Annotated in this window: 9 protein-coding genes; all 9 read right to left on the minus strand. The window is 71.7% G+C overall.

The genetic code is table 11. The annotated features are described in order from the left end of the window. Positions 1–69 precede the first annotated feature (69 nt). A complete protein-coding gene (locus L0B03_RS01955) occupies positions 70–1,551 on the minus strand; it encodes a glutamate synthase subunit beta (protein WP_250443424.1) in 1,482 nt (493 codons plus the stop codon). Beyond that, complete coding sequence (gltB, locus tag L0B03_RS01960) at positions 1,544–6,106, minus strand: glutamate synthase large subunit (protein WP_250443427.1); 4,563 nt, start codon at positions 6,104–6,106, stop codon at positions 1,544–1,546. Before gltB ends, L0B03_RS01955 begins: the two co-directional genes overlap by 8 nt. A gap of 160 nt (positions 6,107–6,266) precedes the next feature. After that, a complete protein-coding gene (lgt, locus tag L0B03_RS01965; protein ID WP_250443430.1) occupies positions 6,267–7,178 on the minus strand; it encodes a prolipoprotein diacylglyceryl transferase in 912 nt (303 codons plus the stop codon). Continuing rightward, complete coding sequence (trpA, locus tag L0B03_RS01970) at positions 7,175–7,996, minus strand: tryptophan synthase subunit alpha (RefSeq protein ID WP_250443434.1); 822 nt, start codon at positions 7,994–7,996, stop codon at positions 7,175–7,177. The genes lgt and trpA overlap by 4 nt, the downstream gene beginning before the upstream one ends. Further along, positions 7,993–9,156, minus strand: coding sequence for a tryptophan synthase subunit beta (gene trpB / locus L0B03_RS01975; RefSeq protein WP_250443457.1), 1,164 nt, complete (start codon positions 9,154–9,156; stop codon positions 7,993–7,995). The genes trpA and trpB overlap by 4 nt, the downstream gene beginning before the upstream one ends. A gap of 95 nt (positions 9,157–9,251) precedes the next feature. Next, complete coding sequence (trpC, locus tag L0B03_RS01980; protein WP_250443438.1) at positions 9,252–10,064, minus strand: indole-3-glycerol phosphate synthase TrpC; 813 nt, start codon at positions 10,062–10,064, stop codon at positions 9,252–9,254. A 140-nt stretch (positions 10,065–10,204) separates the two neighbouring features. Further along, entirely contained in the window at positions 10,205–10,678 is a 474-nt protein-coding gene (locus L0B03_RS01985) for a DUF2752 domain-containing protein (protein WP_250443441.1), read from the minus strand. A gap of 4 nt (positions 10,679–10,682) precedes the next feature. After that, on the minus strand, positions 10,683–11,111 hold the full coding sequence (locus tag L0B03_RS01990) for a DUF4190 domain-containing protein (protein WP_250443444.1): 429 nt from the start codon (positions 11,109–11,111) through the stop codon (positions 10,683–10,685). A 42-nt stretch (positions 11,112–11,153) separates the two neighbouring features. Continuing rightward, entirely contained in the window at positions 11,154–11,339 is a 186-nt protein-coding gene (locus L0B03_RS01995; RefSeq protein ID WP_250443448.1) for a hypothetical protein, read from the minus strand. Between the last annotated feature and the right edge of the window lie 275 nt (positions 11,340–11,614).

The raw sequence follows: 11,614 nt of genomic DNA on the forward strand, positions 1-11,614 counted from the left end.
TCGTGCGGTACACCCCTGTGGACTGCCCGCTCCACCGGGCGAGGTCCCCGGCGCAACGTCCTGCGTCGGTCAGGGCCGCATGGCCCGCGTGCTCGGTGTGACGGGGACGGGCAGCTCGGTGCTGCCCCGGAGGTAGGCGTCCACGCCGGCCGCCGCGGCGCGCCCCTCGGCGATGGCCCACACGATGAGGGACTGGCCACGGCCCGCGTCCCCGGCGACGAACACCCCGGGGACCGAGGACGCGTAGTCCTCGCCGCGGGCCAGGGCCCCCCGTCCTGTGACGTCGGCCCCGGTCTGCTCGGCCAGGGCCTCGGTCTCCGGCCCGGTGAAGCCCATGGAGATCAGGACCAGGTCGGCCGGGAGGTCGCGCTCGCTCCCCTCGGAGGGCACACGACGCCCGTCCGGCAGGTACTCGGTGGTCGCGACGCGCAGGCTGCGGACCTGCCCCTGCTCGTCACCGACGAAGCCGACGGTCGAGGCGAGGAAGCTGCGCTCCCCTCCCTCCTCGTGCGAGGAGGAGACCTCGAAGAGGATCGGGTCGGTGGGCCAGGGCTGGTTCTCGGGCCGCTCCGCCGGCGGCTCCAGCCCGATGGCGAGCGTGGTGACCGAGGCTGCCTGCTGCCGCAGCGCCGTGCCCAGGCAGTCCGAACCGGTGTCGCCACCGCCGATGACGACGACGTGCTTGCCGGTCGCGAGGATCTGGTCGGGGACCTCCTCGCCAGCGACCACGGCATTCGCCTGGTGCAGGTACTCCATCGCGGGGTAGATGCCAGCGAGCTCGGCCCCCGGCACCGGGAGCATCCGCGGCACGGGCGCGCCCGTGGCGACGACCACCGCGTCGTACCGGGCCCGGAGCTCCTTCCAGGTGATGTCGCGACCGATCTCGACCCCGGGTCGGAACCGGGTGCCCTCGGCCTCCATCTGGGCGATGCGACGGTCGATGTGGTGCTTCTCGAGCTTGAAGTCGGGGACCCCGTACCTGAGCAGGCCGCCGATGCGGTCGTCCCTCTCGAACACCGCGACGGTGTGCCCGGCCCGCGTGAGCTGCTGGGCCGCGGCGAGCCCGGCCGGCCCCGAGCCGACGACCGCCACCGTGTGACCGGTCAGGAAGTACGGCACCTGCGGGGTGACCAGACCACGGGCGAAGGCCTCGTCGATGATCGAGACCTCGACGTTCTTGATCGTCACCGCGGGCTCGGTGATGCCGAGGACGCAGGAGGTCTCGCAGGGAGCCGGGCAGATGCGACCGGTGAACTCGGGGAAGTTGTTGGTGGCGTGCAGGCGATCGCTCGCCTCGGCCCACTGCCCCTTCCAGACCAGGTCGTTCCAGTCCGGGATGAGGTTCCCGAGCGGGCAACCGGTGTGGCAGAACGGGATGCCGCAGTCCATGCAGCGCCCCGCCTGCTGCTGCAGCATCACGGCGTGCTCGGGGTCCTCCGCAGCCGAACGGTGCTCGTGCACCTCACGCCAGTCCATCAGCCGGACCGGGACGGGGCGGCTCGGCGGGAGCTCCCGGTCGCGGACCTTCAGGAAGCCACGGGGGTCAGCCACGGGACACCTCCAGGATCTTGTCCCACACGCCCGGCGAGGTCGGGTCGAGCCCGTCCTTCTCGGCCTGGGCGAGGGTCGCGCGCATGCGCTGGTACTCGGCGGGCATGACACGGGTGAACCGTGCCAGGGAGGCGGGCAGCTCGGCGAGGAGCTGAGCCGCACGTGGAGACCCGGTCTCGTCAAGATGGGTACGCAGGAGCCCCTCGATGACCTCGGCGTCGGCCTCGTCGGGCTCGGTGAGCAGGAGCTCGCCCTGGGCCAGGGCCGGGACGTTGACCGCACCGCGACGCAGGTCGAGCACGTAGGCCTGCCCGCCGGACATGCCGGCCCCGAAGTTGCGCCCGGTGCGACCGAGCACGACCACGGTCCCGCCGGTCATGTACTCGCAGCCGTGGTCCCCGACACCCTCCACCACGAGGGAGGCGCCGGAGTTGCGGACGGCGAACCGCTCCCCCACGACGCCGCGCAGGAAGACCTGCCCCGAGGTGGCGCCGTAGCCGATGACGTTCCCCGCGATCACGTCGCGATCCCCCGCCAGCACCGAGGCGTGGTCGGGGCGGACGACGATCCGTCCTCCAGAGAGCCCCTTGCCGACGTAGTCGTTGGCGTCGCCCAGGAGCCGCAGGGTGATGCCCCGCGGAAGGAAGGCCCCCAGGGACTGCCCGGCGGAACCGGTCAAGGTCACCTCGATGGTGCCGTCCGGCAGACCGTCGGTGCCGTGCTGCTTGGTGACCTCGTGCCCGAGCATCGTGCCGACCGTGCGGTTGACGTTGCGCACCGGCAGGGCGATCCGCACCGGCTCACGCCGAGCGAGGGCGTCGGCGGCCATCGAGATGAGCTGGTTGTCGAGGGCCTTGTCGAGCCCGTGGTCCTGCGAGGTCGTGTGGCGCAGGGACGATCCCGGCACGGGTTCCGGGCGGGCGAGCACCGGCCCGAGGTCCAGCCCTGCCGCCTTCCAGTGCGCGACGGCGGCCCGCGTGTCCAAGGACTCGACCCGGCCCACGGCCTCGTCGATCGAGCGGAAGCCGAGGGCGGCCAGGTACTCGCGCACCTCGGTGGCCACGTACTCGAAGAAGGTCTCGACGAACTCGGGCTTGCCCGTGTACCGCGCCCGCAGCTCGGGGTTCTGGGTCGCGACGCCCACCGGGCAGGTGTCCAGGTGGCAGACGCGCATCATCACGCAGCCGCTCACGACCAGCGGAGCGGTGGCGAAGCCGAACTCCTCGGCGCCCAGGAGGGCCCCGATGACCACGTCGCGACCCGTCTTCATCTGACCGTCCACCTGCACGACCACGCGGTCGCGCAGGTCGTTGAGGACGAGGGTCTGCTGAGCCTCGGCGAGGCCGATCTCCCACGGGGTTCCGGCGTGCTTGAGCGAGGTCAGCGGGCTCGCCCCGGTGCCTCCGTCGTGACCCGAGATGAGCACCACGTCGGCGTGCGCCTTGGACACCCCCGCGGCGACGGTACCGACGCCGAACTCGCTCACGAGCTTGACGTGGATCCGTGCGGACGGGTTCGCGTTCTTGAGGTCGTGGATCAGCTGAGCCAGGTCCTCGATCGAGTAGATGTCGTGGTGGGGCGGGGGCGAGATGAGGCCGACGCCCGGGGTCGAGTGCCGGGTCTCGGCGATCCACGGGTAGACCTTGTTGCCCGGGAGCTGACCGCCCTCCCCGGGCTTGGCCCCCTGGGCGACCTTGATCTGCAGGTCGTCCGCGTTCGTCAGGTAGTCGGCCGTGACGCCGAAGCGGCCCGAGGCGATCTGCTTGATCGCGCTGCGCCGCTCGGGGTCGCGCAGGCGCTGGGTGTCCTCGCCGCCCTCCCCCGTGTTGGACCGACCGCCGAGCCGGTTCATCGCGATGGCGAGGGTCTCGTGGGCCTCGGACGAGATGGAGCCGTAGCTCATCGCGCCGGTGTTGAAGCGCTTGACGATCTCGCTGACCGGCTCGACCTCCTCGAGGGGCACCGGCGGGCGGTGGCCCTCGGCGAAGGTCAGCAGCCCGCGCAGCGTCATGAGCCGCTGCGCCTGGTCGTCGACCCGCCGGGAGTACTGGCGGAAGACGTCGAGCTGGCGCGTGCGGGTCGAGTGCTGCAGCCGGAAGACGGTCTCGGGGTCGAAGAGGTGCTCCTCGCCGTCCCGCCGCCACTGGTACTCGCCGCCGGAGTTGAGCCGGCGGTGGGCCTGCGGGTTCCCGCTCGCGGGGTAGGCGTCGGCGTGGCGCGAGGCGACCTCGGCGGCGATCACCTCGAGGCCGATCCCGCCCAGCCGGCTCGTGATCCCGGCGAAGTACTTGTCCACGAGGTCCTGGGCCAGGCCGAGCGCCTCGAAGACCTGGGCCCCGCGGTAGGACGTGATGGTCGAGATGCCCATCTTGCTCATGACCTTCAGCACGCCCTTGCCGAGGGCCTTGATGAGGTTCGCCACCGCCTGCTCGGGGGTGATGTCACCGAGGGACCCGTCCCGCGCGAGGTCCTCGACGGACTCCATGGCGAGGTAGGGGTTCACCGCGGCGGCGCCGAAGCCGATGAGCAGCGCGACGTGGTGGACCTCGCGGACGTCGCCGGCCTCGACGACCAGGCTCACCCGGGTCCGGGTGTGCTTGCGCAGGAGATGGTGGTGCACCGCGCTCGAGAGCAGCAGGGACGGGATGGGAGCCTTGTCGGCGTCGGAGTTCCGGTCCGAGAGCACGATGAAGCTCACGCCCGCCTCGACGGCCGTGTCGACCTGCTGGAAGATCTCCTCGAGCCGGGCCTCGAGGGCCTGGTGCCCGCCGTCGACCCTGTAGAGCCCACGCACGATCTCGGAGCTGAAGACGCCCGCGAGGTCGGGGTCACGAGCGACGCGCACGATCTTGGCGAGCTGGTCGTTGTCGAGCACGGGGAACGGCAGGACGAGCTTGCGGGCGTGCTCGGGGACGTCGGCCAGGAGGTTGGGCTCGGGACCGATGGCGCCACCGATCGAGGTCACCAGCTCCTCACGGATCGCGTCCAACGGCGGGTTCGTGACCTGCGCGAACATCTGCGTGAAGTAGTCGAAGAGCAGCCGCGGGCGAGCGGAGAGCACCGCGATGGGGGTGTCGGATCCCATGGCCCCGAGGGGCTCGGCACCGGCCCTCGCCATCGGTGAGAGGAGGATCTTGAGCTCCTCCTCGGTGTAGCCGAAGGCGCGCTGACGACGGCGGACCGAGGCAGGGCTGTGCTGGACGTGCTCGCGCTCGGGGAGTTGGTCGAGGAAGACCTCGTGCTCGCTGATCCACTGCGCGTAGGGCCGCTGGGCCGCGAGCTGGGACTTGACCTCCTCGTCGTCCACGACGCGGCCGGCGCCGGTGTCGACGAGGAACATCCGGCCAGGCTCGAGCCGGCCCTTGCGCACGATGGTCGACGGGTCGAGGTCGAGCACACCCGTCTCGCTGGCCAGCACCACCAGGCCGTCGTCGGTGATCCAGTAGCGGCCGGGGCGCAGGCCGTTGCGGTCGAGCACCGCGCCGATCAGCGTGCCGTCCGTGAAGGTCAGGGCGGCCGGGCCGTCCCAGGGTTCCATGAGGTTCGCGTGGTACTCGTAGAACGCGCGACGCTCCGGGTCCATCTCGGCGTGGTTCTCCCACGCCTCGGGGACCATCATCAGGATCGCGTGCGGGAGGCTCCGCCCGCCGAGGTGCAGCAGCTCGAGCACCTCGTCGAAGGTGCCCGAGTCGCTCCCGCCAGGGGTGCAGACGGGAAGCAACGGGCTGAGGTCGCCGAGCAGCTCGCTGCCCAGGGTGCTCTGGCGGGCCGCCATCCAGTTGCGGTTGCCGCGCACCGTGTTGATCTCGCCGTTGTGCGCGAGCAGACGGAAGGGCTGCGCGAGCGGCCACGACGGGAACGTGTTGGTCGAGAAGCGCGAGTGCACGAGCGCGAGCTCAGAGGCGTACCGCGGGTCGGACAGGTCGGGGAAGAACGGCTCGAGCTGTGCCGTCGTGAGCATCCCCTTGTACGTGAGGGTGCGCGCCGACAGCGAGGCGAAGTAGACGCCGAGCTCTCGCTCAGCCCGCTTGCGCACCCGGAAGGCACGGCGGTCGAGCTCGATGCCGGACAGCACCCGAGCAGGATCGGCGACCACGAGCTGACGGAAGACGGGCATGCTGGCCCGTGCCGTGGGGCCCACCAGCCCGGCGGTCACCGGCACCTCGCGCCAGGCGAGGAGCTCGAGCCCCTCGTCGACGACGAGCTTCTCGATCCCGCTGACCGCAGCAGCGGTGGCCTCGTGGTCGGTCGGCAGGAAGGCCATGCCGATCGCGTACCGACCGACCGGCGGCAGCTCGGCGTCGACGACGTCCCGCAGGAACGCGTCCGGGATCTGCGTGAGGATGCCCGCGCCGTCGCCACTGTCCGTCTCGGCACCCACCGCACCGCGGTGGTCGAGGTTGAGCAGGGCGGTCAGGCCGGCGTCGACGATGTCGCGGCCCGGGGTGCCACGCAGGGTCGCCACGAAGGCGACGCCGCACGCGTCGTGCTCCGCAGCGGGGTCGTACAGGCCCTGCGCGGGGGGAGCTACGACAGGAAGAGCCAGCCGATCCATGAACACCGTCCTCGGGGGTCCCAGGTATGACGACCCAGGTCGTGGTCAGGAGAAGACATGGGACATCGTTGGCCCAAACATGACGACGATACAGGCCGTCTGCTCCTCCTCCGAACGAGGGGGCGCGGCCTCACGTGGTGACGCACCGGGGTCGATGCACTCAGCGTGCGTCAGCGACCTCGGGGTCTTGGTCCTTCCCCTCGTCCGCCGCAGAGTCCAGCTGCACGGTGGCCTCACGTCCTGGGTGTCGACGCCCCACCACGGCGAACGCTACCAGCGCGCCGAGGCCGACCACGATCGAGGTCCAGACGTTGAGGCGGAAGGGCCCGATCATCTGGGCAGGGTCGATCCGCAGCGCCTCGATCCAGACCCGCCCGAGGGTGTAACCGGCCACGTAGAGCCAGAAGACCCGGCCGTGGCCGAGCCGGAACCGGCGACCTGCCCAGATCAGCACCGCGGCCAGCGCCAGGTTCCAGACCATCTCGTAGAGGAAGGTCGGGTGGAACAGCGTGCCGGCGGGGTACTCGGCCGGGAAGGTCGGGCTCGTCGGGTCGATCTCCAGTCCCCACGGCAGCGTGGTGGGACCGCCGAACAGCTCCTGGTTGAACCAGTTGCCGAGCCGCCCGATGGCCTGGGCGACGAGCAGCCCGGGCGCGACGGCATCCGCGAAGACGGCGAACCGGACACCCTGGCGACGACACCCGAGGTAGGCACCGACGGCTCCCAGGGCGATGGCCCCCCAGATGCCGAGGCCCCCCTCCCAGATCGCGAAGGCCTTCCAGGGATCGCCGTCCGGGCCGAAGTACGCCTCGGGCGATGACACGACGTGATATACCCGTCCCCCGACGATGCCGAAGGGCACCGCCCAGAACGTGATCTCGAGGACCGTCTCGGGGTCACCCCCGCGCTCCGCCCATCGCCGACGCGTGAGCCACAGCGCGGCGACGATCCCCGCCATGATCGCCAGGGCGTAGGCGCGCAGGGGGAAAGGGCCGAGATACCAGACGGACTCCGACGGGCTCGGGATCGCGGTGGGCAGCACGGCGAGAGCGGAGGAGAGCCCGGCGGTCACCGGCGTGCCCCTCGGATGCCGGTCGCGAGGTCCTGGGCCACCTCGGCGATCCCGTCGAGCCCTGCCGCCGCCGACTCCGCGTCGACCAGGGCGCGGACCAGGGCGCTGCCCACGATGACCCCATCGGCGTAGCCGGCGACCTCGGCGGCCTGCTCGGCGGTGCTCACGCCGAGGCCGACGCACACACGCTCGGCCCCTGCGCGTCGGGTGTCGGCGACGAGGCGCTCGGCGTCGGAGCCCACCGAGGCCCGGGTTCCCGTGACGCCCATGGTCGAGGCCGCGTAGACGAAGCCGCGCGAGGCGGAGGCGGTCATCGCCAGCCGCTCGGAGGTCGAGCTGGGCGCGACGAGGAACACCCGGTCCAGACCGTGCTCCTGCGAGGCGGTGAGCCACTCCCCCGCCTCGTCCGGGATCAGGTCAGGGGTGATCAACCCCGCCCCGCCAGCAGCGGCGAGGTCCCGCGCGAAGGCGTCGACGCCGTAGCGGACCACCGGGTTCCAGTAGGTCATCACCAGGACGGGGACCCCGGTCTCCGCGACGCCCTCGACGGCACGCAGCGTGTCCCGCACGCGGGTGCCGGAGGCGAGCGCGTGCTCGACCGCCCGCTGGATCATCGGCCCGTCCATGACCGGGTCCGAGTAGGGCACGCCCAGCTCGACGATGTCGACCCCGGCCGCGACCATCTGCCGGGCGGCGGCGATCGACCCCTCGAGGTCGGGGTACCCCACGGGGAGATACCCCACGAGGGCCGCCCGTCCCTCGCTCCGCAGCTCGTCGATCCGGGCAGCGGTCCTGCTGACCTGGTCGGTCACGGTCATGACGTCCCCTCGTCGAGCAAGGAGAACCACTCGGCGGCGGTCTCCACGTCCTTGTCCCCCCGGCCCGAGAGGTTGACGAGGATGACTGGCGGGTCCTCTCCCTGCGCGGTGAGCTCCTGCCCGAGCTGCATGGCCCCCGCGAGGGCGTGCGCAGACTCGATCGCCGGGATGATCCCCTCGGTCCGGCACAGCAGTCGGAACGCCTCCATGGCCTGGGCATCCGTGATCGGTCGGTACTCCGCCCGGCCGATCGTCGAGAGCCACGAGTGCTCGGGCCCGACCCCCGGGTAGTCCAGGCCGGCGGAGATCGAGTGGCTCTCGACGGTCTGGCCGTCCTCGTCCTGGAGCAGGAAGGACCTGGCCCCGTGCAGCACCCCGGGCGCGCCACCGCTGATGGTCGCGGCATGACGTCCGGACTCGACCCCGTCGCCACCGGCCTCGAGACCCACCAGGCGGACGTCGGTGTCGTCGAGGAAGGCGTGGAAGATACCGATCGCGTTGGACCCGCCGCCCACGCAGGCCGCGATGACGTCGGGGAGCCGACCCGTCAGGTCGAGCACCTGCTGCCGGGCCTCGACGCCGATGATCCGCTGGAGGTCACGGACCATGGCGGGGAAGGGGTGCGGGCCCCCGACCGTCCCGAAGACGTAGTTGGTCGAGTCCACGTTCGTGACCCAGTCCCGCAGCGCCTCGTTGATCGCGTCTTTGAGGGTTCGGGACCCGGTCGTCACGGGCACCACCTCGGCGCCCAGGAGCCGCATCCGCGCCACGTTCAGGGCCTGACGACGGGTGTCCTCCTCGCCCATGTAGATGACGCAGTCGAGGTCGAAGAGCGCCGCTGCCGTCGCCGTCGCGACACCGTGCTGCCCGGCACCCGTCTCGGCGATCACGCGGGACTTGCCCAGCCTCTTGGTCAGGAGGGCCTGGCCGAGGACGTTGTTGATCTTGTGCGAACCGGTGTGGTTGAGGTCCTCACGCTTGAGGATCACGCGTGCGCCGCCGCAGTGCGCTGCGAACCGCGGGACCTCGGTGATGATGCTGGGGCGCCCCGTGTAGGTCCGGTGCAGGCGCGAGAGCTCGGCCCCGAACTCCGGGTCGGCCTTGGCCTTGTCGTACTCGGTGGCCAGCTCGTCGAGGGCCTCGATGAGGGCCTCGGGCACGAACCGCCCGCCGAAGTCACCGAAGTAGGGGCCGGAGCCGGCCGCCTGCGTGGTCGGTCCGACCTCCTGCGGGGAGGGCTGGTCCTGGGTCGCGGTCACTGGCGCACCGCCCGCAACGAGGGGTGCGCCCCGGCGGCCACGAGGTCGGCGACCGCCGAGCGCGGGTCACGTCCCGTGACGAGGCTCTCACCGACCAGGACGGCGTCCGCGCCGGACCGTGCGTAGTCCATGACGTCGTGCGGACCGCGGACTCCGGATTCGGCGATGCGGATCACTCCGTTCGGGATGAGAGGGGCGAGACGGGCGAAGGTCGTGCGGTCGACCTCGAGGTTCTTGAGGTTGCGTGCGTTGACCCCCACGCACCGTGCCCCGGCGTCCAGGGCCCGCGCGACCTCGTCGGCGTCGTGGACCTCGACCAGGGCGGTCATCCCCAGGGAGTGCACGCGCTCGACGAGGGAGGTCAGGACGGTCTGCTCGAGGGCCGCCACGATGAGCAGCACGAGGTCGGCACCGTGGGCCCGCGCCTCCCAGACCTGGTACGGGGTCACCACGAAGTCCTTGCGGAGCACCGGGACGTCGACCGTGGCCCGCACGGTGTCGAGGTCCTCGAGGCTTCCCTTGAAGCGGCGCTGCTCGGTCAGCACCGAGATCACCGCCGCCCCGCCCTTCTCGTACTCGCCGGCGAGCTCGGCCGGGTCGTCGATGGGCGCCAGCGCACCCTTGCTCGGGCTCGATCGCTTGACCTCGGCGATCACGGCGACGGCCTCGTCGTCGTGCAGCCTGCTCACGCACTCCTTGGCTCCCGGGACCCGGGCAGCCCTTTCTTTCACCGCGTCGAGCGGGGTCCTCGCCTCACGGTCGGCCAGGTCCTGCCGCACTCCGGCGACGATGTCCTCCAGGACTGTCACGTCGCGCCACCTCCATCCGGTCCGCCCCCGCAGACCCGTTCCGGCCATCGTAGGGCCGGACGCGCGTGCCCCCCACCACGACCACGTGCTGGGACCGGGACGGCGCACCCGGGAACCGCCCAGGGGATGGGGCGTCGGGGTCAGGGGCCGAGCCAGGGCGTCAGGAGCGGGCGCAGCGCAGGCACGTTGCGCAGGGCGCCGAAGGCGAGCAGGAGGACAAGCGACACCCAAGGAAGAGCAGGGGGCAGCCGGCGTTGGTGCCTGAGCCATCCCGCCGCGCGTGCGATCCACAGCCCCCACCCGAGCACAGCCAGCGGTGCCGCAATGACGACCAGCAGGTTGTAGCCCGCGGCACCGGCGATGTCGAGCTGGGTGAGCTCATGCACCGAACGCAGCCCCCCGCAACCCGGGCACGCGCCACCGGTCAGGAGGAGGATCGGGCAGAAGCCGTAGCTTCCCGAGTCGTGCGGCGACCGCACGGCGAGCACGGCGCCGGCCGCGAGGAGCCCCGCGCCAACACCGAGAGGCGCGGCCAGCGCACCGGCCCGGCCTCGACGGCCCCGACCCCGGGGCGCACGAGCAGCCGCCTCGGGGTCGGAGTCGGTGAGGGTCATGACGTCAGTACGTGGTAGCGCTAAAGCCGTCGTTGAAGGCAGCGAGACCACCGAGCGCGAAGACGTAGATCAGCCACAGCACGCTGAAGGCGATCGCGATCCAGCCCAGCACGACCCCGGCCTGACCGAGCCCACCGTTGTTCGCCTGGCCGTTGCGAGCGGCCTCCTTCGACTTGCCGCCCACGATCAAGGCAGGGATGCCGAAGATGAACCCGAGACCGCAGCACAGGACACCGACGATGCCGAGCACCAGGGCCCACACGCCCAGGCTGTTCTTCTCCGTGCCGTAGCCGCCGCCGGGGGCAGCGCCGTAGGCGGGCGGGGGCGGCGGGGCCCCGTAGCCCCCACCGCCTCCGGCGGGGGGCTGGGCTCCGTAGCCGCCCGAGGGCGGCTGCGCGCCGTAGGGGTCCTGCGGTTCGGTGGGGTTGCTCATCGTTCTCCTTGGTTGAGTGCGCTGTCGACGACGTCAGATGGGCTAGTGACCGTGCAGCTCGGCCGCGTCCTGCGAGGCCGGCTGCCCGAATCCCAGCATCTTGAGGACTCGCCCGGCGATGAGGCCGACCACGACGATCCCCATCCCGACCCAGAAGAGCCAGACCAGCGCACCCATGACGGCGAGGGAGGAGACCGTGGCACCGAGCAGGACGAGCACCACCGTCACCCAGGCCGCTGTGGTGTGACCGTGGTTGGTCGGGGGGGCCGCACGAGGCAGGTATGCCCGCTCTGCGGCTCGATCGGGGGACGAGTGACCCATGGTGGTGCCTTTCGTGGACGTCGCGGCAGACACTATCGAAAAGTGGGGCCCGGGTCCGCACGGCGACGCCGCCCGTGCCGTCAGGTCGGGTCGCGCCCCTCGCTCAGGGCGTCCCACGCGGCCAGGTCGTCGTCGCGGCGGGGCGAGCCGCCAGCGCTCATGGCCGGGCCCTCCACGGCGCG

Source organism: Actinotalea sp. C106, from assembly GCF_023630195.1.
Lineage (GTDB): Bacteria > Actinomycetota > Actinomycetes > Actinomycetales > Cellulomonadaceae > Actinotalea.